General features: G+C 44.7%; 23 protein-coding genes. 13 read left to right on the top strand and 10 right to left on the bottom strand.

The annotated features are described in order from the left end of the window. Positions 1-215: 215 nt before the first annotated feature. Positions 216-674, bottom strand: coding sequence for a plasmid mobilization protein (locus B5X68_RS27330; protein WP_082217954.1), 459 nt, complete (start codon positions 672-674; stop codon positions 216-218). Positions 675-753: 79 nt separating this feature from the next. On the opposite strand from B5X68_RS27330, the gene B5X68_RS27325 reads away from it, so the two are divergent. Then, a complete protein-coding gene (locus tag B5X68_RS27325) occupies positions 754-978 on the top strand; it encodes a hypothetical protein (RefSeq protein ID WP_082217953.1) in 225 nt (74 codons plus the stop codon). A 217-nt stretch (positions 979-1,195) separates the two neighbouring features. On the opposite strand, the gene B5X68_RS27320 is transcribed toward B5X68_RS27325, so the two are convergent. Beyond that, positions 1,196-2,020 (bottom strand): relaxase/mobilization nuclease domain-containing protein, encoded by an 825-nt coding sequence (locus B5X68_RS27320; protein WP_082217952.1) that lies wholly within the window; start codon positions 2,018-2,020, stop codon positions 1,196-1,198. After that, the gene (locus tag B5X68_RS27315; protein ID WP_082217951.1) at positions 2,017-2,355 is read right to left on the bottom strand and encodes a plasmid mobilization protein; all 339 of its coding nucleotides are present in this window, start codon (positions 2,353-2,355) and stop codon (positions 2,017-2,019) included. Before B5X68_RS27315 ends, B5X68_RS27320 begins: the two co-directional genes overlap by 4 nt. 264 nt (positions 2,356-2,619) lie before the next feature. Here B5X68_RS27315 and B5X68_RS27310 point away from each other — a divergent pair, with 264 nt between their 5' ends. Together B5X68_RS27310 and B5X68_RS27305 are read left to right on the top strand one after the other, a co-directional pair. Beyond that, complete coding sequence (locus B5X68_RS27310) at positions 2,620-3,006, top strand: hypothetical protein (RefSeq protein WP_141110444.1); 387 nt, start codon at positions 2,620-2,622, stop codon at positions 3,004-3,006. A 34-nt stretch (positions 3,007-3,040) separates the two neighbouring features. Continuing rightward, the gene (locus B5X68_RS27305) at positions 3,041-3,319 is read left to right on the top strand and encodes a P-loop NTPase family protein (RefSeq protein ID WP_082217949.1); all 279 of its coding nucleotides are present in this window, start codon (positions 3,041-3,043) and stop codon (positions 3,317-3,319) included. Positions 3,320-3,394: 75 nt separating this feature from the next. Here B5X68_RS27305 and B5X68_RS27300 read toward each other — a convergent pair whose 3' ends face one another. The 3 genes from B5X68_RS27300 to B5X68_RS27290 form a co-directional block, all read right to left on the bottom strand. After that, positions 3,395-4,228 (bottom strand): Tn3 family transposase, encoded by an 834-nt coding sequence (locus tag B5X68_RS27300; RefSeq protein WP_082217948.1) that lies wholly within the window; start codon positions 4,226-4,228, stop codon positions 3,395-3,397. Further along, positions 4,176-5,798 (bottom strand): group II intron reverse transcriptase/maturase, encoded by a 1,623-nt coding sequence (gene ltrA, locus B5X68_RS27295; RefSeq protein ID WP_170916747.1) that lies wholly within the window; start codon positions 5,796-5,798, stop codon positions 4,176-4,178. The genes B5X68_RS27300 and ltrA overlap by 53 nt, the downstream gene beginning before the upstream one ends. A 492-nt stretch (positions 5,799-6,290) precedes the next feature. Beyond that, a complete protein-coding gene (locus B5X68_RS27290) occupies positions 6,291-8,792 on the bottom strand; it encodes a Tn3 family transposase (protein ID WP_082217946.1) in 2,502 nt (833 codons plus the stop codon). Between the two features lie 176 nt (positions 8,793-8,968). On the opposite strand from B5X68_RS27290, the gene B5X68_RS27285 reads away from it, so the two are divergent. The 10 genes from B5X68_RS27285 to B5X68_RS27240 all read left to right on the top strand — a co-directional run bounded on the left by B5X68_RS27285 (position 8,969) and on the right by B5X68_RS27240 (position 19,470). Then, on the top strand, positions 8,969-9,553 hold the full coding sequence (locus B5X68_RS27285; RefSeq protein ID WP_082217945.1) for a recombinase family protein: 585 nt from the start codon (positions 8,969-8,971) through the stop codon (positions 9,551-9,553). A 369-nt stretch (positions 9,554-9,922) separates the two neighbouring features. Then, positions 9,923-10,354 (top strand): hypothetical protein, encoded by a 432-nt coding sequence (locus B5X68_RS27280; RefSeq protein ID WP_082217944.1) that lies wholly within the window; start codon positions 9,923-9,925, stop codon positions 10,352-10,354. A gap of 24 nt (positions 10,355-10,378) precedes the next feature. After that, positions 10,379-11,665: a TolC family protein gene (locus B5X68_RS27275; protein ID WP_082217943.1), complete on the top strand. Its 1,287-nt coding sequence runs from the start codon at positions 10,379-10,381 to the stop codon at positions 11,663-11,665. 17 nt (positions 11,666-11,682) lie between these two features. Continuing rightward, complete coding sequence (locus B5X68_RS27270) at positions 11,683-12,606, top strand: efflux RND transporter periplasmic adaptor subunit (RefSeq protein WP_082217942.1); 924 nt, start codon at positions 11,683-11,685, stop codon at positions 12,604-12,606. Further along, positions 12,603-13,199 (top strand): phosphatase PAP2 family protein, encoded by a 597-nt coding sequence (locus B5X68_RS27265; RefSeq protein ID WP_082217941.1) that lies wholly within the window; start codon positions 12,603-12,605, stop codon positions 13,197-13,199. Before B5X68_RS27270 ends, B5X68_RS27265 begins: the two co-directional genes overlap by 4 nt. After that, entirely contained in the window at positions 13,196-13,798 is a 603-nt protein-coding gene (locus B5X68_RS27260) for a phosphatase PAP2 family protein (RefSeq protein ID WP_170916746.1), read from the top strand. Before B5X68_RS27265 ends, B5X68_RS27260 begins: the two co-directional genes overlap by 4 nt. Further along, positions 13,788-16,898 (top strand): efflux RND transporter permease subunit, encoded by a 3,111-nt coding sequence (locus B5X68_RS27255; protein WP_082217939.1) that lies wholly within the window; start codon positions 13,788-13,790, stop codon positions 16,896-16,898. The genes B5X68_RS27260 and B5X68_RS27255 overlap by 11 nt, the downstream gene beginning before the upstream one ends. A gap of 69 nt (positions 16,899-16,967) precedes the next feature. Further along, entirely contained in the window at positions 16,968-17,861 is an 894-nt protein-coding gene (locus tag B5X68_RS27250; RefSeq protein ID WP_082217938.1) for a hypothetical protein, read from the top strand. A gap of 42 nt (positions 17,862-17,903) precedes the next feature. Beyond that, positions 17,904-18,317 carry an EamA family transporter gene (locus B5X68_RS27245; RefSeq protein WP_082217937.1) on the top strand — a complete coding sequence of 138 codons (414 nt, stop codon included), beginning with the start codon at positions 17,904-17,906 and terminating at the stop codon, positions 18,315-18,317. Between the two features lie 70 nt (positions 18,318-18,387). Then, entirely contained in the window at positions 18,388-19,470 is a 1,083-nt protein-coding gene (locus B5X68_RS27240) for an alkaline phosphatase family protein (protein ID WP_082217936.1), read from the top strand. A 6-nt stretch (positions 19,471-19,476) separates the two neighbouring features. Here B5X68_RS27240 and B5X68_RS27235 read toward each other — a convergent pair whose 3' ends face one another. From B5X68_RS27235 to B5X68_RS27220, 4 genes are all read right to left on the bottom strand, one after another. Next, positions 19,477-20,754, bottom strand: coding sequence for a sensor histidine kinase (locus tag B5X68_RS27235; protein ID WP_082217935.1), 1,278 nt, complete (start codon positions 20,752-20,754; stop codon positions 19,477-19,479). Continuing rightward, complete coding sequence (locus tag B5X68_RS27230) at positions 20,742-21,416, bottom strand: response regulator transcription factor (RefSeq protein ID WP_082217934.1); 675 nt, start codon at positions 21,414-21,416, stop codon at positions 20,742-20,744. The genes B5X68_RS27235 and B5X68_RS27230 overlap by 13 nt, the downstream gene beginning before the upstream one ends. Before the next feature lie 112 nt (positions 21,417-21,528). After that, positions 21,529-22,143 carry an HD domain-containing protein gene (locus B5X68_RS27225; protein WP_141110443.1) on the bottom strand — a complete coding sequence of 205 codons (615 nt, stop codon included), beginning with the start codon at positions 22,141-22,143 and terminating at the stop codon, positions 21,529-21,531. A gap of 100 nt (positions 22,144-22,243) precedes the next feature. Next, positions 22,244-22,666 (bottom strand): EamA family transporter, encoded by a 423-nt coding sequence (locus B5X68_RS27220; protein WP_082217932.1) that lies wholly within the window; start codon positions 22,664-22,666, stop codon positions 22,244-22,246.

Genomic DNA, 22,666 nt, shown 5'->3' with positions numbered 1-22,666 from the left:
GGAAACTTAACACTATTAGGTCATACTGACAAGCGAATTTTGCTTTATTCATTCGGTGCTCTTGTCTTATTGGTCCGTATTGGTAGGAGCTTTCCTTCTGACGTATCACTACTCAAGGGCATAGTAATTCAAGAACCAAATCATATATATATTATTGGGAACAGATTGGAGAAGTAAATTATTTTTTGTTGAAATCTAAATTTCCGTCCCAACGCCTAATCTTCACTAAACTGTTTATAATGATCTATATATCTAGCATACCATTCTTTAGTGTGTGAATCCCATTCTTCATATTCTCTTAAATCTGGAAGCGACAAAGCGATATTATCAATTTTTGAATACGTATCTTTAAGAATAGTCATTATCTGTTCAGCCACTGGTTTGAATTCCTCAAAGTTGGAAGTCTTGGTTTTCAGTATTTTACGCATTTGGCCTTGTAGTTCTTCCAACCTTCTGAGAAGGTCCGCAACATCTGTGTTTACTATTTCTACATGAATCCTTTCTTTTAAAAGAATCTCTCTGACCATGATGGAGATATTTTTCAGATCATTTCGATCATGCAGTGACTTAATCATAGAAAGCTCCCTCTTGGAAAGCCTGACTCTGATATTTACTGATTTTCTATCATTATCATTTGACGGCTTACGCCCGGCACGTTTCGGATTGCTTGACATTCAATAAGTTAAATTATTGTCACACATAAATTAAAAAGGTGTCCTACCATTTTTCTTTTTCAGGCTAGATCTTTACGCAATGAAAAATTTAGCCAAAAAAGAAGAAGAAAAAGAAATCCGGAACATCAAACTCAGTGCCGGAAAATGGTTTCATATCGAAGCGGAAAGTCTACCTGAATCTTCTCTACCAAAATTGATAACAGGCATGATCGTTATTCAGGTAATTGCCGGCATAATGAGCATCGGAATAGCTGTGCTTGGCATAGATAAAGCAGCATCATTAGTAAGAGTATGGTGGCCATGATTTCGAAACTTTCTTTAATGGCAGGTCTTTCATTTCCCAAGACATCCAACTGGCATATCCTGATTGGCAGCTGTTAGCAGAGCTGTGCTATTAAATGGCTAACTTGTTATAATCATTTGGCCTATCTGAGCAATTGATCCGTACGCATTCAAATGCCAATTACTAACAATATGGTAATGTATGCTGTATGTCCTAAAACAAAATGTTAGGACGAAAATCAAAAGCCCATCCCGCGACCGCGTTTCTGCTTGTGCTGTGGATCTGGTTTGACTTGCTGCGATTGCTCCTTTTTAAATTCGAGGTTCTTGTCCAACCTGGCCTGTAACTGTTTAGCGGTAAAACCCACATCCTGCCCCTTGATCGGTACGCCCTGATAGCTGTAACTGGAATATTTCAGCCTATCTTCTTCGATCTTGTATTTGCACTCGATCCCTTTTTCTTTCAACCGTCGCTCCATATCTTCCGGAGTGTCAGATTCCTCTTTTAAAGCAGCCTTTATTGCCATGTTAACGACCTTTTGTGCTTCCTCCTGGTTGACAGCCACATGCCGCAATTTGCCTTCTTCCAGTTTTTCCAGCTTGGAAAAGCCCAGCTCCTGGGTGATCTCTTTACAGATCCGGACATTGCGTGCATAATTGTGCGAAGTTTCCAGTGCCTTGCTCCCATCCGTCGGCACACGGTTAATGTAAACATGGATATGCTGGTGGGGCTTGTCATGGTGCTCATAAACGGCAATCTGGTGATCCTTAGGGTCAGCGCCCATCTTTTGACAGTACCGGTTGGCCGTCTCGATCATCTGCTCCCGGGTGGGTTTTTCTTCCGGCTTCCAGCTAATAGATGAATGCCACACCGGTGTCTTGCACCGGCTGTAAGACGCCTCCTGCTGCATTTCGGCGGCAATGCCCTCTGGATCTCGCGAAACTACGTTGTGCGTCACCAGCAAATCTGCTTTGCCCATGATCTCTTTTCCTTCCACGGTATAGCCTGCCCCGTAATGGATCGCGCCTGAAAAGCTCGATCCGATCGATGTTTTGGCGATCATGCTTTTAGTATTTTTTTAAGTTGCTCCAAAACTTCAAGCAAAGGCTTCTCATAAAAGAAGCCTTTGTTGGCATAGGCCGCCAGCTGGTTCAGGTTGGTGCCGATACCTTGCAGGTTGCGCTTTTCCTCCTTCTCAAACCGCGCCTGCACTTGGTGGCCAGTGCTCAGCCGACGCAGGTATTCAGACACGCTCAGGCCGGCCAGGATCGCGTTGGCTTTGATCTGTGCATGCTCCTGTTCGGTAACCCGGACAGGGATCATTTTACCCTTGTTTTCCCGCCTGGCTGCACCGGCCTTGCGGGCTTCATAATGCGGATTCTTTTCTTGTTCTTCCATAGCTAAAAGTATAAAAGCTGTCCGTGACAGCGGGGTTTGGGGCAGCGCCCCAGCAAGTCAAGGGAGGCACGACCGGTGTGTTTGGAGATGCAGATTTGAAGCGAAGCGGAAAATTTGTATATACAAACACATGGCTTGCTTTACCTTCACACAAACAACAAACGCACGAATATAAGCGCTAGTAACTCCTTTTTTACTTTTTTATTTGTCATTTATTGAATATTATAGTTTCTGTTCTATTTTCGTTTTATAGTTGTTTAAAAAATGTCTTTTTGCTGTCCTATGGATAAGAAGTATGTCTTGCAGGCATTTGAAATGAAGCTGAAAGGTCGCTTTGATCTGCTGGCCAGGTACTATGGCGATTACCTCTTTGACATTCCCGCCCAGATCATGATACGTCAGGTCAAAGATGAGCTCGGTATTAACATCACAGAGGACGCCATCTATAACCTGAAAAGAAGACGTAAAACCAAGCAGGCCGCCCAGCTTGCCCCGCTGGTAGCTGCACCAGGCTCGCCAGTCAGCCAACCATCGGACCTGGCGGCACTCCCTCCTGCCCTGCCTGAACAGGATTTGGGTACAATCGTTGAAAAAGCCACAAAAGAACCAAAAGGGAAGAAAGATCCAGGAATGGATTTTACTGATTTCTGATATTGTACTTTATTAATAATCAATAACTATTAGCATGAAGCAAATTAATCTGGTATTACAGTCAAAAGGTGGCGTAGGCAAATCCCTGTTTATATGGTTTGTAGCACAAAACCAGAAAGAACAGAAAACAAATTTTATTGACCTGGACGAATCTACGGGCACATCCATCGGGCGTCTGGGCGCGGTAGTCGGCAAAGATCGTGTCCGGAGTTTCTCGATACTCAATGAGTACAAAAAAATGGAACGGGATGTAATTGTTGATCTGCTCGATAGGTTGTCCAAGGGAAAATCTGAAAATTATTACATGGGGTAAACTAAAGAAAGGGAGAAAAACCGTCACGACTTTCGCGTAGGATTTTTATTTACCATTAGTCCGGAATATTGAATTCTAAGGCGCTAGATTTAAATCCATGATCGAGCCCAGGTCAAACATTTTGTAGTCCTTACCATCGGAAAAGTCGTATTCCCCCACCAGGTTAATATGTGCCCAGCTGTGGGTAGAAGTTGCAAGAATTTTTTTCAATAAGATCTGCCTGTCCTGTTCGGACTCAGCTGCTACCAGTTTTTCGGATAACAGCAACAAATTATAAGTGTTCACCGCATTTGCTATCAGCCTCTTACAACCTTCTGCCGTCAATTGTTCTTTCCGGGTAGCCCAGATCAATTCCTGGTTGTTGCCAACAGTTATGGCCTTTGAAAAATTATTGCTGCTCTCAATTTTTGAAAGGGATCCGGACACCGATTTACGGATTAGTTCATCATCCATATATTGGTAGACGTATGCGGTTTTGTAGAGCCTTCCCAAATCTTTGAGAGCCTTGTAAAGCGGGTGTTGCTTCGAATATGAATTTAAACGTCTGAACAATGTGGACGCTTTGGCATAACCCAGCTTGATTGTGCAAACGAGCCTCAAAATTTCGTCCCAATGATTTTCCAGGTGGACCAGATTAATTTTGAGACCCGGAACAATCTTATAATTCAACTCACGATAAGTTCGCGCTTCGTCAATGGAATAAAGCTGTTGATGATGAAACCTTGCAAATCTGGGACGGAATTCGATACCTAAAAGGCCTGTCACAGCAAATACGGGCTCACTGTCGAGTAGGCGGGGGACGTTGCCGCCCCCAACCCCTCTAAGAACCGTACGTGAACCTTTCAGCTCATACGGCTCAAGTTCGTCTTGCGTAATGGGTAGCGTGGTAACTCTGGTGGCAATTGGCATGAACAAGCATCAGATTTCCGATATCATTACGGCCTCCAGTTAGTTTAGGCTGAATATGATGCAGGTTTGTCTGATCATCCACTTGTAGGACACCTTTGCACATCGGGCAATAACCGTTTTGTTTGCTGAGAAGCTGTGCTTCGCGCCGGCTCATGCGTAGTTGGGCCAAGTCCTGACTGCGCTGTTTGAAGTACGTTTCATCGATAAAGATGTTCGCTTTGATTCTCAGATTTTTAACTCGAATAATTGGGATGTGCTCACACTGCGGCAAGCGGGTTTGCCCGGTTACAAAGTTCCATTTCCGTTTCCCTTCGACACGCCAGTAGCGGTTTTTGATCCATCGGGCCGATTTGCGTTTATGCCGGCGCTGTGCCCACCACCAAAGCCGTTTGAAGACATGGTTGTCTAATTTCTCGAATGCCCGTTGTGAGCAAACTGTTTGATAATATTGGCACCAGCCCAGCGTCACCGGACGCAGTCCAAGGATCAGATCATCCTGTGTGCGCGCAATCATTTCCCGTACTATCTGGCTCACTTTGGTTTTTACGGATTTGAGCGCATCAGCGGTCGGTTTAATGATTACTTTCTGATCAGCATAGCGTCGTAAATGAAAACCCAGAAACTGGTAACCCTGATCAATATGCCCCAATGAGGTTTTCTGTTCATTTAATTCCAGTCCCCTCTCTGCCAGGAACTGTTTGATGCCGCCGATCGCTTCCGTAAGATATTCGGCCCGTTTAGCGGTGACGATGAAGTCATCCGCATAGCGGATTACGTGCAGGCCACTTCGTTGATAGTGTCCCCAATGGCTTTGCTGGGTGTAGCCATGGCAGGTCAGGTGGGCCGCTTTGGCGGTGGCCTGCTCTAGTCCATCAAGGGTAAGGTTGGCCAGCATCGGTGAGATCGGCCCTCCTTGCGGAGTACCCTTGGTGGTTGGGTAATATTTGCCAGCGATAATGACCCCACAGTTTAACCACTGCCTGAGTATTTGCTTATCCATTGGAATATGCTTGATTAACCACTGGTGGCTGATGTTGTCAAAGCAGCCTTTAATATCGGCATCCAATACATATGCTGTCCCTTTGCAATGGCTGTTCCATAAGTTCTCAATAGCATCATGGGCACTTCGGTACCTTCGGAATCCATACGAGCGCAGATCGGCGGCTCGTTCCGCAATCGGCTCCAACGCCTGTCCCCATAGCACCTGCATCGCCCGGTCATACATCACCGGAATACCTAACGGGCGTGTCTTGCCGTTGGCTTTGGGTATTTCTACCCGCCGCAAAGGTTTGGCCCGGTACTTTCCACGATTGAGCTGTTGAACCGCTTGCCATTTCTTTTCTGGCATGTTCCATAATTGCCCATCTACCCCCGGTGTGCTTTTTCCGTCATTCGAAGTTACTTTTCTGACAGCTAACACTTTGGCCGAAAAACTTCTTGCCAGCAGTCGCTGCAAGGCCCTGGCCCGTTTTCTGTTACCCGTCTCATACGCTTTCATAATCTTGAACTGAATGTGTCTTACATGCTTTTGCGCCTTGGCCCAGTTAATCTGGTGCCAGGCGGTTTTCATGCTTAGTGCGGTCGTTTGATCCGAAGATCTCATTGGCTTACTCACGCTAATTCAAACTCTTTTTTCGTTCATTTTTATGTAACAAACCATACAGGAAGTGGGCGTCCTTTCGGACCGGGTCAAAGCTGGAAACCCTATGTCATCCATTACAGATAACCATTCGCTTTCTCCTGTGTTCCTTTACCCCCTGCGGAATTCGGCTTTTCTTACGATCCGCTTACTCCCCTGACGGGAGACCTCATGGGGCTTACCCTGTTGCCGTTTAAACACGCTCCTGACGGCTGGTAGGCTCTGGCTATTCTCCGAGGGGGCGACAGCCCAATCAAGCAAGGAGGATACAGTCTCGCTTGTTGCCCCTTCACCTTTTGGTCACAGCGTATCAATTAGTTTTCGCTGTCTCACTCTAACGAAGTTTACCACCAGTTCACACCAAGTTAGCCATGAGCCGTCTCTTCTTAGTTCTTCCGTTGGCCACTAATTGCTACTAGAAAGCTACATTGTCCCAAAGGCTTCGCACCGGGCTGTTACCGGCCCCGCACGCTTTGGTAAGAATACCCCATTGGGCAGGGGTAGCGGAATTCTACCGCATTGCTTAATCGACCTTGCAGGTCGCACGAAACCATGCGTGTCTGTTGAATGTGCGTTGGGAATGATCACTTCATTGTGGGTCAGACCATCCAAAACGTAGTGGGATTCGGGTTCTGCTGCACTGAATACTGTCGAGTAAAATAACTGTCCAGCTTCATCCAGAAAGGAATACATGGTAACACCCCTGCCATTACCAAAGTATTTAAATGACGGAGAAGCGACCAACGACGCAACGGACACATCAAACTTTTGGCCATCACTGGAAGTATGAACAAAGTCAGCATCTTTTCTATAATGCTGGGTAAGTGGTAAGGCATTGCTAAAAGCAAGTACCTTGTCATTTGCCTGTATTACAGTCTCTGGTGAAAAATATTGAAGTGCAGTTGTTTCCAGCGAAGTGGTCCGGATTCCTTTGGACATGAACGAGAATTTACGAATACCGATATTGCACCCGAAGCCAAGAATTGCAGCAAAGAACAAATTCTCTTCCGGGCGTTTAGGGATATGATCAATTCCACCGTGAATTAGAGAAGAAATAAAGCCGCTTGCATTTTGGACGGTTGAGAGAACTTCGACTAGTGGAATGACATATTCCTGGGGATATAGCGATTCCAGATCCGTGACTTCTTCCAAACGCTTATCTTTCATCAAGTGCCAGTCACCGGCGGGATCGAAGTATACCTGTTTGTTACTGCCTGCTTCTATATGCTCATTGGTTAATTTAATCTGGGCATTCAACCTTTCATTTAATTTAACCAGGGTTTTTCGTGAATCGGCAAAAGCTGTTAAACCGGCTTGTTCAATCAGCTTTTCCTTTTCTTTATTCCAAACTGCAGACGGTATTTCATATTCGTCAAAACTGCGGTAATCATACGATGAATCGATTGGAAGCGCACCAGACTTGATATTATCTCTGATTTCCTGAAACAGGAAAACTTTATATAAACCTGTCCGTAATTTGCCTTCCGTAGTTAATACCCGCTGCTGTTGCTCCATTCCTAAAAAATTAGTTGGTACCAATGCGCGCGTTAGAATAGCACCGTTTTTTTCCTTGTAGTACTGAACTGCTGTAAGGATGTCCTTTCCAGAAGAAGTGGCACTTGGGATCAGTGCTTTTACAATATCGCTAACCTTGCCATTTAACTTGGATGCATTTTTTTCGAGCATCTGATAAAAATCTTCCCGGTCGTTTATCTTTTGGTTGGATTCCCTTAAATCTTTAAGGCGCTGCTGGTCTTCCTGTAAGAGTTTTTGAGATAACCGTTTGTTTTTAAAAAGCTGTTCAATCAAGGTTACTTTGGCCAACGGTTCCATTGTAGTATCAGCAATGATTTTTTCAATGGCACCCAAAACATCAATGTGGGTGGTGCTGCGGTGGGCTACGCTGCTGACTAGCTGCGCGGTCTGCATCCTGTTCTGATACAGTTCTTGTTTTACTAAGTTCTCACAACCATTGACATAGTTAGTAACAGAACTGTTTAAGGTCAGGATAAGTGCATCGCCCAGCATATAGTACTGGTGAATGATAAAGGAAATCAAAAGCAGATAACGGTTGGTGCTGCGTGTAGCTATCTGCGGTACCTGGTTATTGATTACATATTCGGCATAGAATTGAATGGTTGCATCCGACAGCTTTAAGCGCTTTGCAACTGGTAACAGCTGCAAATACATTGTCTTTAAACTTTGAAAGTTTGCTACACGCTCATGGATCTGTTTTGTCTCCATGGACTGTGAAACGCGCTTAAAAAATGTAATCTCATAGCGTTTCACTTTTAAATGCCTCTTGCTATCTTCTTGATAAGAACTGTGTTCAACAAGAAGCTGCTCCAAAAGTAAGATATCAGCCGCTGTTAGATATTTGCTTAAAATAGACTCTAGATTTTGCTCGAAGCTGTTAAGCGCTTTATCCAAAATAGTTTTCAGGCTTTGGTAAGTTGGAATTTCGATATGATGTGCCTGAAGGAAATCTACCATCCCTTCGAATATCAAGTATGGCCTGGTCTGTACATGGGCTAACCTCTGTGTTTCTTCGATCAAAGCTTCAACTGATAATTTTTCAAAGGCGGCAAAACCAAAATGTCCAAGAATATCTTCCCGGTGCCTAAGTGAGGTCCTTCCTTCATAATCGCTCATGTGAACCGCGTTGACATCAACCGAAATTCTTGCAGCTACGAAATCGACGTCACTTTGGTGGAAACGGCCTGATCCAAAAAAACGACTAACAATCCGGAAGTATCCGACCTGCAAAAGAAAGCCAACCTTATTCGAAGGTGTTTGCAAAGTTTTGACATATTCAGCTGCCCACTGGGGAGCATCTAAGAAGATCGACTTCTGGTCAGCATTCAAAACTGGTGGATTGTCAAATCGTTGCCGGGCTTCGGAAGTCAGGCATTCTTTTCTTGGCATGAGACGATTTGTGTGTATAAAAAAACGTTACTCAGAATGTACAAACCTGTTCTGCACTTTCGAGCTTAAAGAGTGGCCTAAAACAAGACATATTTTATCAATTTAGTAAAATAAACTTGTATACCAATCTAAGTACATTAAATTTGGTATCTTAGATGAATTAAAGTAGACAAAAGGTGAAAATTGGATATGCACGGGTATCGACCCAGGACCAAAATTTGGAAATGCAGCTAGATGCTTTGCAGAAGGCTGGGTGTGAAAAAGTATTTCAGGAAAAAGCCTCCGGAATAAAATCCGATAGACCGCAGCTCGCTGCTATGCAACAGATCCTTCGTGAAGGGGATATTATTTACATTTACAAACTGGACCGGTTAGGACGTTCTTTGAAACATCTTCTGGAAATGACTTCCGATTTTGAAAAAAGAGGAATTGGCCTGGTTTCTATTAATGATTCTATCGATACTACGACTGCCCAAGGCAGACTAATCTTTAATATTTTTGCATCCTTGGCCGAATTTGAAAGAGACCTGATCAGGGAACGGACTAAATCCGGACTGGAAGCCGCCCGTGCACGTGGGCGAAAAGGAGGACGTAGCCGTGGCCTTTCGAAAGAAGCTGAAAAAAAGGCGATGTTAGCACAAACGCTTTACAATGAACGCAAGCTGGGGGTGAATGAAATTGCTGCCGATTTGGAAATCTCTAAAATGACACTTTATAAATATTTGCGTCATCGTGGTGTTATAATTAATAGTAAAATATAGGTTGCTATATAGCTTCATTTGGCATAAGGCCCTATTCCTGTATCTCTGCATTGCGATTGAGGTATGCAAAACAGTCATTCATTGAGATGGTCTAAAAAATCTATTATAATCATCCATACTTGTAATTAACATAACAACCTTGATGTAAACCCTTCCAATTAGGTAACCGTTTTTTTACATGTTATACTTATCATGTCATCTATTCTTTTTTCTAGCTTAGGAAATTCTTTTCAAAACATCCTCGCTATTAAAAATACTACTTCACATCCTACCAAACGTACGCTCATCAATTTTCGTGAACTATTTTTTGTAAACAGAAATTCCTCAAAATTGGCCCAGAGTTTTGTGACAACTTAATGATCGCAAAACATGAAAAACAAAACGTTGCCACTGCTGGCCATCGTAATTTTGGCCGCCTGTACCGAAAAAAAACAAGGTACAACTCCTCCAGAAAAAACGGTTGAAGCTTTTAAGACCCTACATCCAAAGGCAGTCATTGAAAAATGGAATGATGAACCCCCGATCTGGGAAGCCAAATATTCCGAAGGATCTGAAAAAGGAGCCGTTTCCTTTGACCAGAAAAATGATGTCACTGAAACTGAGCTTGTCTTGTCCGAGAATGCACTGCCCAATCTTGAAGCAATTAAAGGATATATAACCGCCAACTATCCTAAGGAAAGAATTCTTCGGTGTGAGAAAATTGTCAAGACCGCTGGTGATACGACGTATGAAATCCAGATTACCGGCAAAGAGCTCATCTTCGATACCGCCGGAAATTTCATAGCAGAAGAACCCGACTGATGCCTTCCTAACCTGATCCAGTTTATGTCTTTTTTCAAATATTTATTGGTAATTAGTTTTCTGGGAAACTTACATCCGCTTGCTGCGCAACGCGACCTGACCTATTATACGAGCAGAGCCAGAGAAAATAGTCCGCTGGTCAACGACAATGTCAATCTTGGTAGAGCGAACCTGATCGAGGTTGAGCGGTTGAAAGCTTTTTACACCAAACCTCAAATTGGTGTTACTGCCACCTATCTTTTTGCCCCAATTGTATCCACCGATAACGGCCATACCCGGTTCGAACCCAATTCAAATGGTGCCAACCGTTATTTCGGTTACGACATCGGGGCGTCTAACGGCGGTCAGTACCTTGCCCAGCTTACGCTAACACAGCCTTTGTTTAACGAGCAGCGCGCCCGGATTGCAGGCGAGCAGTTTAAGGTCAGTGCGCAGATTAACCAGAATCTGGCTGCCATTTCAGGGCATGACGTGGAAAAGCTGGTTACAGATCAGTACATTTTGTGCCAGCAGGATTTAGAGCAAATCCGTTATCTGGATCAGCTTTCCCAGATGCTTCCGCAGCAGCGGGCTTTGGTTCAAAAACTTGTGGAATCAAGTATTTATAAACAATCCGATTTAAGCCTTCTGAATCTTGAATACGAAAATATGCTGGCGCAGCTGGCTGCTTTCCGGGCAAGTTACCGAAGAGACCTGATGGACCTGAACGTGTTAAGCGGTATCAACGACACGACTTTGGTTAATCTTCAACTAATAAATTTGCAACTCGCGCGCGAACCTGAAAACTCAGTATTTCTGGAAAAATACAAATTAGATAGTGCTAACCTGGCCGCACTGCAAAATGTGTTTGAGCTCAAATACAAACCGCAGCTCAACCTGAATGCAAATGCCGGACTCAATGCCATTTATGCTCCGACTATCCCCCAGCGTCTGGGAGCCAGTGTCGGGCTTACGCTTGTTTACCCCCTTTTTGATGGCCACCAAAAGGTCATTACCAGAAATAAAACCCAGGTGCTGCAAAAATCAGTTTCCTTTTCCAGACAGAATTTCATCAATCAAAATACAGTCAGGAAAGCAAAGATCCTTGCAGAACTCGGCTCTTACGGCCTTAGAGAAAGCCTTGCCCAGCAGCAACTTGCTGAATACGAAACGCTTTTAAACACTTATAAAAAGGAGATTTTAACAGGCCAGCTCTCAATCATTATCTACCTGACAACACTGAAAAACAGGGCGATTATCCAAAGGGACTACGCGCTGCTCTCTGCCCAAAAGCAGGTACTGATAAACGCTTACAATTACTGGAACTGGTAAAACCCAATTTAACTATTATGAAACGTATTCTTTTGTTCTTCCTGGTTTTACCTTTTTTGACAGATAGCTGTACTCCGGCAACCAAACCTGATGCTGCCCAGACAGAGTCTGCACCCAAAGCTCAGGTCAAAGTTATTCATGTGCGGCAAGGTTCCATTTCCGATGATTTGACCTTATTTGCTACCACCTACTACTTGAAAAGAAACATTGTGACTGCCCCGATCCCCGCCTTTATCACGGGTGTCAACGTAAAACTGGGTGATAAGGTCATTAAAGGTGATATTCTCTACATCCTGCAATCAAAAGAAAGCAGGGCGCTAGGAACAGAAGCCGTCAAGATTGATTCTACCCTTTCAGGCTTTGGCATCATCAAGGTCCGGGCATCTGCATCAGGGGTTATCAGTACTCTGGACAAACAGCAGCCGGGCGATTACGTTTTGGAAGGTGGTCCTCTGTGCACGATCGCTGAAAGCAGTGATCTGGCCTTTATGGTCAATGTTCCCTTTGAATATGCCACTTTTGCCAAAACGGGTAAGAGCTGTACAATCATCCTGCCGGATAATAAATCTTACCCGGGCACCTTTTCAACGGCGCTTACAGCGATGAATGTCTTGGCACAGACACAGACGATTCTGGCCAAAACAAAACAAAGCCTGTTTCTTCCCGAAAACATGATCGTAAAAGTGATGGTGTCCAAATCCAGTTCGACCGGCAAGCAGGTATTTCCAAAATCAGCGGTATTAACCGATGAAATGATGAGCGAATACTGGGTCATGAAACTCATTGATGACAGTACCGCCGTTAAAGTACCCATTCAGATCGGAAACAGAAACAGCGAAAACGTCGAAATCATCTCTCCTAAATTCTCGCTATCGGACCGGATTATCAGCTCGGGAAGCTACGGATTACCCGATACAGCCCTAATCAGCATCTCTAAATGAAAAAATCACTTTTTGTTCTCTTTTTGCTCTCCCTGATGCTGCTCAAAACAGCGTATGCACAAAATGCAGATATCAACCTGTTGAAGTTTGTAAACCTGCACCGGAACACGGGTACAGATGGCTTTTTCCGGGGAATAACAAATTCTGCGGCTCCTGTAAGTTTGGGCATTCCGATTGCAATGCTTGGCCTGGGATTGTTAAAGAAAGATTCTCTTTTAAAAAGAAACGCGATTTACATCGGAGTCTCGGTGATTTCTGCTTCGGTAGTGACCGATGCCCTTAAATATTTGGTTCACCGAGACCGTCCTTTTGTGACATACGCATTTATTCAAAAGGCTACGCAAGGCGGCAGCCCTTCTTTCCCCTCCGGGCACACCACCGATGCATTTGCTTTGGCAACATCGGTCAGTCTGATCTGTCCCAAATGGTATGTGATCGCCCCTGCCTACCTGTGGGCGTCCTCAGTTGCGTATTCACGTGTAGACCTTGGGGTGCATTATCCGACAGATGTACTGGCCGGTGCAATCATCGGAGCAGGCACCTCTTATTTATGTTACAAAATAAATCAGCGGTTAGCTGCCCGGCGCAAATGACAGAAATATTCAATTACCTGGACATGGCCTGGCTGATTAAAATCAATGCAGCCCACGCACCACTACTGGACCGTATCATGTGGACGGTAAGCAGCAGAATTGCCTGGGTACCTTTTTATCTTTTGATTATTATTCTTTGGATCAAAGATCTGGGAAGAAAGGCCATTGTTCATCTTTTTGTTGCAGCCCTATTGATACTGATCAGCGATCAGTTGGCTTCCTCGGTAATTAAACCCATCTTTCACCGGCTCCGACCAAGTCATACACCTGGCATTGAACATATGCTGCATTACGTGAACCAGTACCGGGGCGGTAAGTATGGCTTTGTCTCATCACACGCGATGAATGTTTTCTCGCTGAGTTTTTATATGATTTTCACGGCCCGAAAACAAGTGACAATGACTGCACTGATCATGCTTACCTGGGCATTTCTGGTGGCTTACAGCCGTGTTTATCTGGGAGTCCATTTCCCTTCGGATGTACTGGTTCCACTGATGATCAGCCCACTGCTTTCCTGGGGAGCGTCCAGCATTTATTTTCATTTAACTGCTCATTTTTTTAACGCCGGATCCATAACCGGCCAAACCCATGGAGAATAAAAATTATCTTCAAATATTCAGCAAACCCATTCTGTTTATCGGTTTGTTGCTGACGATGGCAGGTATTTTTTCTTATACCCAAATGGAAACGAACCTGTTTCCCGAAGTAGTGTTTCCAAGGATCACCCTGATTGCCGATGCCGGACAGCAGCCCATTGACCGTATGATGATCACGGTAACCAAACCTTTGGAAAGTGCGGTCAAGAAAGTAAAAGGTGTTCAGGTCGTAAAAAGCTCTACCAGCCGCGGCAGCTGTGTCATAGACGTGTTCTTTGATTGGAACACGGATGTCTATGGCGCAAAAACCCAGGTAGAAAGCCGGATCAATGAAATTAAAAACTTTCTGCCTGCTGGAGTCAGCATTGCTGCCGAAGCCATGAATCAATCTGTATTTCCAGTTTATGGATATACCCTGGAGAGTAAAAAACACAGTCTGGTCGCCCTTCGCGATAAGGCGAACCTGATCGTTCGGCCTTTATTCTCTCAGGTTCAGGGAATTTCCAACGTGGTTGTCAGGGGCGGGAAAAACAAAGAGTTTGTCATCACAACGGATCCTGTTAAAATGTCGCTGCTGGGCATTACACCTTCGATGATCAGCCTGGTTTTCAATAACAGTAACTATGTGCTTTCCAATGGACCGGTAGAAGACCTGAACCGTCTTTATCTGTCGCTAACGGATGTCAGGTTAATGGATGTGACAGAGCTTGAAAACCTAGTAATTAAAAACGACGGAAGTCGGCTGGTAAAACTAAAAGATCTTGCGAAAGTCGAAGTGAAAGAGCAGGTGGAATTTTTGATTGTCAATGCCAACGGCCATGATGCTGTGCTCATTGACCTGATCAAGCAGCCGGGTATTAATCTGATCGATTTTGCCAAAGAATGTTCTCAGAAGGCGGCAGAAATTCAAAAACAGCTTCCCCAGGGCATGGTGTTAAAACCCTATTACAACCAGGCTTCTTTTGTAGGAGATAGCATAGATAGTGTAATTAGGACGATCTATGAAGGATTATTTCTTGCCATTTTGGTTATGATCGTATTTCTTCGCTCCTGGCGGGCGAGTCTTGCTGTGATGTTAACCATTCCTGTTACGCTGGGTTTTACCATGCTGGTACTTTATCTGGCCGGCATATCGATCAACATCATGTCGCTGGGAGCAATCGCGGCCTCTATCGGACTTATTATTGATGATGCCATTGTTATTATTGAACAGATCTACCGAAAGCACGAAGACCATCCCGGTAAAGACCGGTTTAGCGTCGTTAAAGAGGCTATTCTCGAACTATTTCCTGCGATGGTCGGCTCCTCTCTGGCCACGATCGTGATCCACTTTCCGTTCCGGCTGATGAGCGGACTGGCCGGAAGCTTTTTCCGGGAACTGTCTGATACCATGCAGCTGACAATGGTTACGTCCTTTCTGGTTACCTGGCTGCTTTTACCTGTCTTTCATATGCTGATCGGCTTTAAAGAGCCTAAAAAATCTCATCATGTTACTGGTCAGCAGCAAATGAAAAATCTAAGGTGGCTCACCTGGTTTTTTAATAAACCCATTGTGGCAACCCTGCTGGTGATCGTTTTCATGTTATGCGGCTGGTGGAGCTATGGAAAGCTCGAAACGGGTTTTCTGCCGGATCTGGATGAAGGCACGATCGTGCTTGACTATTTTATGCCTGCGGGTACCTCGCTTCCCGAAACGGACCGCATACTTCGGCAGGTAGAAAAAACGATCATTGCCCATCCCGACGTGGAAACGTACAGCCGAAGGACCGGCATACGGATGTCATTTAGCACCGTACCGCAGAATTACGGGGACTATTCCATTCAGTTGAAAAAGGTGCGGACCAAAAAGACGGTTGATGTGATCGATGAGCTGCGAAAACAAATCAGTTCACAGCAACCTGTACTTAACATTTCTTTCGGACAGCGGATTGCGGATCTTCTCGGGGATTTGATGAGTACACCGCAGCCCATTGAAGTTAAATTCTTTGGTGATGATTACGCTACGCTCCAAAAAATCTCACAGCAGGCCGCAGGTATCATTTCAAAGATCAGCGGTTTGGAAGATATTAACGATGGTCTCAGAGTCGCCGGCCCGACCTTAGTTTTTACCCCTGACCAGGCGCTCCTTGCCCAATATAAAATCTCGCTGCTGGATTTTCAAAATCAACTGGCCGCCTATACCGGTGGAGTCACACTGGGGATTAATGCCAACCAGCCAGTACCTTCTCCGGCACAGGCAGCCATGACGGCGGGCATCCAGGTGGGCCAGATGCAGGACGGAGAACAGATGCGGCGGATTGTGATGCGCTTCGCTGAATTGAAAGTGAACGATCTGGAGCATATTAAAAACCAGCTGATTTTTCTTCCGGATGGCTCAACGCGCCCACTTACCTTTTTCAGCGGCGTCCAGATTGTCCCCGGAGAAACCGAGCAGCGGCGGGAAAACCTGAAATCCGCTGTGGTGCTCACTGCCAGGCTTAGTAACCTTGACCTGGGAAGTGCCATTACAGAAATCCAACAGGCACTTAACAGTAAACTTTCACTTCCCAAAGGGTATACAATTGCGTATGGGGGTGCTTACTCCGAACAGCAGCAGTCTTTCCACGAATTGCTATTGATCCTGGTTCTTGCTTCCCTGCTTGTATTCGGGGTATTCATGTTCCTTTTTAAAGAATGGCTGCTTGCCCTTTTGCTGCTCTTTATTTCGGTGATGGGAATCTGCGGATGTATTACCGGTTTGTATTTAACCAATATCCCCCTCAATGTCAGCAGTTATACGGGTATTATCATGATCGTAGGCATCCTGGCTGAAAATGCCATTTTTACAGTAGCCCAGTTCCGTGCGAATATGGCGCAGTCCGGTAAACTTGACGAATCGATCAACTATGCGATTGCGCTGCGGATCCGGCCCAAGCTCATGACAGCGATTGGCGCTATTCTCGCCCTAATGCCACTTGCCTTGGGACTCGGATTGGGCGCGCAGATGCAGCAGCCTTTGGCCGTAGCGGTTATTGGGGGATTTGTTTTCGGGCTTCCCATGCTGTTGCTGGTATTTCCAACCTTTATGCGGCTGATTTACAGAAAGCAGCTGACTGACAAATAAATTGTTGATGCCTGACGTACACAATCGTGCGCCAGGCATCGCTGTAATCATCTCAAAAGTTGTTTCCCTATGAAAAGATCACTTTGCAAAATTTGCCTGTTAGTACTTTTTATCTCCTGTAAAAAAGACCCGGTCAGCTCCGGTTCCCAATCAGATTCTTTTTCAACAGCCCTTGATAGGGGCGTTATTGAAAATAGTCAGATCAGCGAAGCTTCCGGGATTGTGACCAGCGGTTTAAGCAGCAATGTTTTTTGGACCCACAACGATTCAGGGGATACAAACCGGATTTTTGCCATTGACAGTCTGGGGAAGGGGACCAGATCAGTAACTGTGGAAGGCGGGGTCAACCGCGACTGGGAGGCCATCGCCATGACTACTTTTCCCGAAGGCCCCTTTCTTTACATCGGAGATATTGGAGATAATGACAATACGCATGGAGACTACTGCATTTACCGCATTGCAGAGCCTGCTGATGGAGTGGCAAGCACGGACAGGGCCCAAAAAATTATATTTCAATACCCGGATGGCCCGCGCGATGCAGAATGTTTACTTATCGATCACCAAAGCAAAGATATTTATATACTTTCCAAAAGGGAAAACAAAAAACGGCTCTACCGACTGGCTTTCCCACAAGTGTACGACCGGCTCCTAACAGCTGAATTTATAGCCGAAATGCCCTTTTCCCCAGGAACCGATGTAGGCTCCTACATCACCGATGGCAACGTTTCGCTGGATAATTCACAGATTATCATTAAAAGTTACCTGCATATCTATCACTGGCGACTTAAAGGCAATGAGACGATTGCTCAGGCGCTTGTGCGTCCCGCTTCGATTCTTCCCTACTCGCTAGAAGCTCAGGGAGAAGCACTAACCTTCACAAAAAATGTATCCGCTTACCTGACCCTGAGCGAAGAAAGTGACAAGAAACTACCGGTTCATTTGAATGCATATCAGCGCAAATAAGAGCTTGCTTTAAATGATTAGCCAATTAAATTTATAAATAGTATGTGGTGGACCTATGCCTTATTATCAGCTTTTTTTGCTTCTCTAACAGCCATACTGGCTAAAATCGGTGTCACGGGGGTCAATTCTGATCTGGCCACAGCCATCCGTACGGTAGTTGTTTTGATCGTTGCCTGGGGAATTGTATTCTCCCGAGGTGAACTTAAGGGCATTCATGAACTTTCAAAGTACACCCTGATCTTTCTTGTCTTATCCGGGCTGGCCACCGGTCTTTCGTGGATATTTTATTATAAGGCGCTTCAAATTGGAAAAGTATCACAAGTGGCCCCAGTGGATAAACTCAGTGTCGCCTTAACCATTCTGCTTTCGGTTCTGATCCTGAAAGAGGCATTAACCCTGAAAGCAGCCATCGGCGCTCTTTTAATCGTTGGAGGGACTTTGGTTCTGATATTATAAAATTGTGAAGCATACCGCCCACTGGCTGATCTAAGCTATTTTTACTAAATCCTAACCAGAGAATATATCAATGAAAAAAATCATCTTTTTTGTTCTGTTAGCCGCAGCAAGCACGCTTGCATCGGCACAAAAAACACCCGGTAACGTTGTTGTCGTGACCCTTGACGGGCTGAGATGGCAGGAGCTATTTAATGGCGCAGACAGCCTTTTGACATTTGACAAGGCTGCCGGTTATAATACCCGTTACATCCAAGGCAAGTTCTGGGCCGGCTCATCAAAAGTAAGAAGAGAAAAGTTGATGCCCTTTATGTGGACCCGGATCTTTTCAAAAGGAGTCTTACTGGGTAACCGCACGCTCGGCAGTCAAGTGAATGTATCCAACCCACACTGGTTTTCTTACCCCGGTTACAATGAGATTTTTACAGGTTTTGCCGACTCCACGGTAAATTCAAATGCAAAGAGCCCAAACAAAAATGAAAACGTGTTCGAGTTTCTTAACAAGTTGCCTGAATTTAAAGGCAAAACAGCATCATTTGCATCCTGGGATGTTTTCTCTTCCATTTTCAATGAAAAACGCAGCGGCTTTCTGGTTAACGATGGTTTCAGGGATTTGCCTGGCAAGCTAACCGAAAAGCAGATCGCCCTGAACCGTTTGCAACATGAACTGCCAGACCTGTTCCATGGCAGCGAAAGGCTGGATGTGACCACATTCCGAATCGGACTCGAATACATGAAAATCAACAAGCCCAAGTTGATTCATTTCGGTTTTGGGGACACTGACGAGTTTGCCCATGGCGGGCTCTACGACTTTTACCTGGATGCCGCACATAAATCGGACGCCTGGATCAAAGAGCTTTGGGAACATATTGAGTCCGATCCTTTTTATGCGGGCAAAACGACGCTGATCATCACCACGGATCATGGCCGGGGTCAGGCCAAACAGGGATTATGGAAGGACCATGGAAGGCAAGTCGATGGTTCAGATCAAATCTGGATTGCCTTAATAGGTCCTTCCATTAATTTCCAGGGAGAAAGCACTCTGAAAGCGCAGTACTACCAGGGCCAAATTGCAGCCACCATTGCAAAACTGGCAGGCAAAGAGTTTAAAGCAAATCATCCTGTGATGCAACCGCTGCCGGTCATAGCAAAATAAGCTAACCTAAAAACGCACCTTAAAACAGTGAAGACCATCTTCAAAAGAATAGCCAATCATCCAACCGTACAGATCCGTTATCTTTTTTACGATGGCAAGCCCAAGGCCGTTTCCTTTTGAAGCGCTACCTGTTTTGGCGAAGCGTTGAAAGAGCTTTTCAGCAGCCAAGACTGTGCTGGTTGCCCCCGTGTTGCTTATGATCAGTGTCGAGCCTTTTAATTCGATATGAATTACACCATACTCCCGGTTATGGGTGAGCGCATTCAAAAGCAGGTTGCTGACAAGAATTTCAACGAGCGCCATATTATATACGACCCAGTGACTTTCCAGTTTAACATGCTCAAACCGGATATTTTTTTCTGTGGCCTGATCCTCGAAAAAATCGATTGTTTTTTCAATGACCAACGCAAGATCAAAACGTTCGGCTGTGTGATAGGACTGATGATCAATTTTTGATAAAAGAAGCAGGTTTTTATTCAACCGGTTTAACCGGGCCAGTAAATCGTACAACGGAGACAGCGCCGCCAGCTGGCTGGCTGTCAGGTCAGGCAGCTGTAAAAAACTATCAAGCTTTGCATGCAGCACAGCCAGGGGTGTCTGAAGTTCATGTGCTGCATTTTCAATGAATTCCTGCTGGTTTTCATAGGTTACTTTACTACGATCGATCAGGTTCTGGACGGACTGGTTAAGCCTTGAAAACTCTTGAATGGCAGGATCCGGCAGATCAGGTTTGTGGGTTTTATCAATTTCGTACTGCTCAATCGAATCCAGGGTATTATAAAAAGGGAGCCAAAGCCGGTTTGAATAATATTTTGTGATATAGAACAGGCCCGCCAGAAGCACGACCAATAGACCGCTGTAAAGCAAGGCGAGACTCATAATCAAATCCTCCGATTCTATCAAATCATTTTTGACCGACAAAGTGTAGGGAAGGTTACCTATTTTGACCGGCGACAACAAAACCCGGTAGGGTTCCAGTTCTGTGATCAGACTGTCATAATAAAACTGAAAAGACAGCGAATCGCCCTTAATAACAGGTTCTTTCAGGATTTTCATATCCCTGTTAAAGCGGTTCCACTGATCGATCTCCGATGCATTCAGGCCTGGTAATATATGCAATTTAAACTCATCAGCTCTGAGCACCAAGCCTTCATCCACATCGTCCAGATGCAGCTTTTGTATCAAGAAATAGAAAAACGGAGTACTCAGTAAAAGAATCAGCACAGCATACAGACCATACCCTCTCAGCGTTTGATGTAAAAGTTTACGCTTTACATTATCCATTGATAACCAAGCCCGTAGACTGTTTTGATGTAATCTTTTGAACCGGCAGTAATTAGTTTTTTCTTTAAGTTCTTCATATGTGTATAGACGAAATCATGGTTATCCAGCATGTAGGCCATATCGCCCGATAAATGCTCGGCTAGCGATGATTTGGAAAGTATCCTGTTTTTGTTGGCTATCAGATACAGGATCAGTTCGAATTCTTTTTTTGTCATTTCTACCAACTGATCATTAACCTTGACTGATTTTGCCATCATATCAATCTGGATCTCATTCAATTGAAGCATATTATTTCCTTCAAAATGTTTTCTTCTGAAAAGAGACTGGATCCTGGCCAGCAGCTCAGACAAATGAAAAGGCTTGGTCAGATAGTCATCCGCTCCAAGCTGAAGTCCTTCGAGCCGGGTTTCCAAGGTATCCTTGGCCGAAATGATAATCACCCCTTCCGTCTTGTTTTGCTTTCTAAGTTCTGTGAGCACTTTCATCCCGTTTCCATCCGGCAGCGACAGGTCAAGCAGGATACAATCATATTCAAAAAGAGAAATATTTTCCAGTGTTGTCTCAATGGTATTTGCCCACTCGCAGGTCATATCATTACTGGTCAGATACGTTTTCACATCGTGGGCAAATCCGGCTTCATCTTCTATAAGCAATACTTTCATTTTGAAAGTTATAATTAATTTACAATTATTTTCATGTACAATACCACAACTCCGGGTAGAAAATACGTCCCTATTCCTGTCTTTTGTGTCAGCTTACGGCCCCAGTAGACATTTACTCAATTTTTTGCAGCATCGCTTTTGATGTATCCAGATTCCATTGCTTCTTTTTGCCTAAATTCTGCTGGCAATATTTCGTGTGGAATTTGTGTGATTCCAAAAGATCGATGGAGCCTGTAAGCCATTTTTTATCATCGATTTTGCCAACCCGCAGTTCAGTTTCTTTTCGCATCAATCCGTCACGGTAAAAGAAATCTTCTGTGCCTAAATGATACAGGTCCGCATCGCAGATAATCTGCTCGAGTAGGGTCTGCGGTCTTTGCGGTAAAATTGTTGCCAGGATGCACTGCTGAATCTGCATCAGCATGTCTGCATCCGGCAACCTTTCACTTAGATATTTACCAGCCAGCTCGGCACTTTTGTACTCATGCCCCGCAGCACCGACAGTCAAATAGCCCAGATCATGAAACCAGGCTGCGGTGCTTACAACAAAGGTATCTGCTTCACTGATTTGATAATAAGCACACAATTCCTGCACATGGGTGACTACCTGCAAGACATGGTTTACAGTATGAAAAAATAACGTCTGGTCTTCAAAGCTTTCATAAAGGCTGACAATAATGCATTGTATTTCAGTCAAAAGTTTGCGGGTCGCCATAACTATTTTCAAATATGGATCAAACCTAGTGGCCAATTTTGAAGAATTTCTGGATGATATCCGCGGCAATCATAACCGGTGACTATTTACTGGGAAACCCGGTCTGGTAATACTATTTCCATGCGATGACCAGCAGTCCGGCAACAATCAGAATAGCCCCTGCTACTGTTTTGATTGAAAGCGGCTCTTTCAATATCCAAACTGACAAAAGCAGCGCAATCACGATACTTCCTTTATCTATCAAAGCAACCTGGGAGACCGGACCTACCTTAATGGCACGGTAGTAAAAGATCCATGACAAACTTGTCGTAATACCTGAAACGGCCAAAAATAGAACCGCAGATTTGTCCAGGTTACGAAACTGCCTGACATCCTGGAAAAATAAAGCATTTGCCCATATCAATATAAAAACGACAATTGTCCGGACGGCAAGTCCGGTATCGCCGCTTACATTTTTAAGCCCAAATTTGGCAATGACCGAGGTGAGACCCGCAAAGAGCATCGAAATAACGGCATAAGAAACCCATTTTTCCAT

Origin of the sequence: Dyadobacter psychrophilus (genome assembly GCF_900167945.1) — a bacterium.
Classification (GTDB): domain Bacteria; phylum Bacteroidota; class Bacteroidia; order Cytophagales; family Spirosomataceae; genus Dyadobacter; species Dyadobacter psychrophilus.
This window is presented reverse-complemented; position numbering and strand designations above follow the sequence as displayed.

Coding starts and splice junctions, on each gene's coding strand:
- B5X68_RS27330 (WP_082217954.1), bottom strand. CDS start 674: ATGTCAAGCAATCCGAAACGTGCCGGGCGTAAGCCGTCAAATGATAAT.
- B5X68_RS27325 (WP_082217953.1), top strand. CDS start 754: ATGAAAAATTTAGCCAAAAAAGAAGAAGAAAAAGAAATCCGGAACATC.
- B5X68_RS27320 (WP_082217952.1), bottom strand. CDS start 2,020: ATGATCGCCAAAACATCGATCGGATCGAGCTTTTCAGGCGCGATCCAT.
- B5X68_RS27315 (WP_082217951.1), bottom strand. CDS start 2,355: ATGGAAGAACAAGAAAAGAATCCGCATTATGAAGCCCGCAAGGCCGGT.
- B5X68_RS27310 (WP_141110444.1), top strand. CDS start 2,620: ATGTCTTTTTGCTGTCCTATGGATAAGAAGTATGTCTTGCAGGCATTT.
- B5X68_RS27305 (WP_082217949.1), top strand. CDS start 3,041: ATGAAGCAAATTAATCTGGTATTACAGTCAAAAGGTGGCGTAGGCAAA.
- B5X68_RS27300 (WP_082217948.1), bottom strand. CDS start 4,228: ATGCCAATTGCCACCAGAGTTACCACGCTACCCATTACGCAAGACGAA.
- ltrA (WP_170916747.1), bottom strand. CDS start 5,798: ATGAAAACCGCCTGGCACCAGATTAACTGGGCCAAGGCGCAAAAGCAT.
- B5X68_RS27290 (WP_082217946.1), bottom strand. CDS start 8,792: ATGCCAAGAAAAGAATGCCTGACTTCCGAAGCCCGGCAACGATTTGAC.
- B5X68_RS27280 (WP_082217944.1), top strand. CDS start 9,923: ATGAAAAACAAAACGTTGCCACTGCTGGCCATCGTAATTTTGGCCGCC.
- B5X68_RS27275 (WP_082217943.1), top strand. CDS start 10,379: ATGTCTTTTTTCAAATATTTATTGGTAATTAGTTTTCTGGGAAACTTA.
- B5X68_RS27270 (WP_082217942.1), top strand. CDS start 11,683: ATGAAACGTATTCTTTTGTTCTTCCTGGTTTTACCTTTTTTGACAGAT.
- B5X68_RS27265 (WP_082217941.1), top strand. CDS start 12,603: ATGAAAAAATCACTTTTTGTTCTCTTTTTGCTCTCCCTGATGCTGCTC.
- B5X68_RS27260 (WP_170916746.1), top strand. CDS start 13,196: ATGACAGAAATATTCAATTACCTGGACATGGCCTGGCTGATTAAAATC.
- B5X68_RS27255 (WP_082217939.1), top strand. CDS start 13,788: ATGGAGAATAAAAATTATCTTCAAATATTCAGCAAACCCATTCTGTTT.
- B5X68_RS27250 (WP_082217938.1), top strand. CDS start 16,968: ATGAAAAGATCACTTTGCAAAATTTGCCTGTTAGTACTTTTTATCTCC.
- B5X68_RS27245 (WP_082217937.1), top strand. CDS start 17,904: ATGTGGTGGACCTATGCCTTATTATCAGCTTTTTTTGCTTCTCTAACA.
- B5X68_RS27240 (WP_082217936.1), top strand. CDS start 18,388: ATGAAAAAAATCATCTTTTTTGTTCTGTTAGCCGCAGCAAGCACGCTT.
- B5X68_RS27235 (WP_082217935.1), bottom strand. CDS start 20,754: ATGGATAATGTAAAGCGTAAACTTTTACATCAAACGCTGAGAGGGTAT.
- B5X68_RS27230 (WP_082217934.1), bottom strand. CDS start 21,416: ATGAAAGTATTGCTTATAGAAGATGAAGCCGGATTTGCCCACGATGTG.
- B5X68_RS27220 (WP_082217932.1), bottom strand. CDS start 22,666: ATGGAAAAATGGGTTTCTTATGCCGTTATTTCGATGCTCTTTGCGGGT.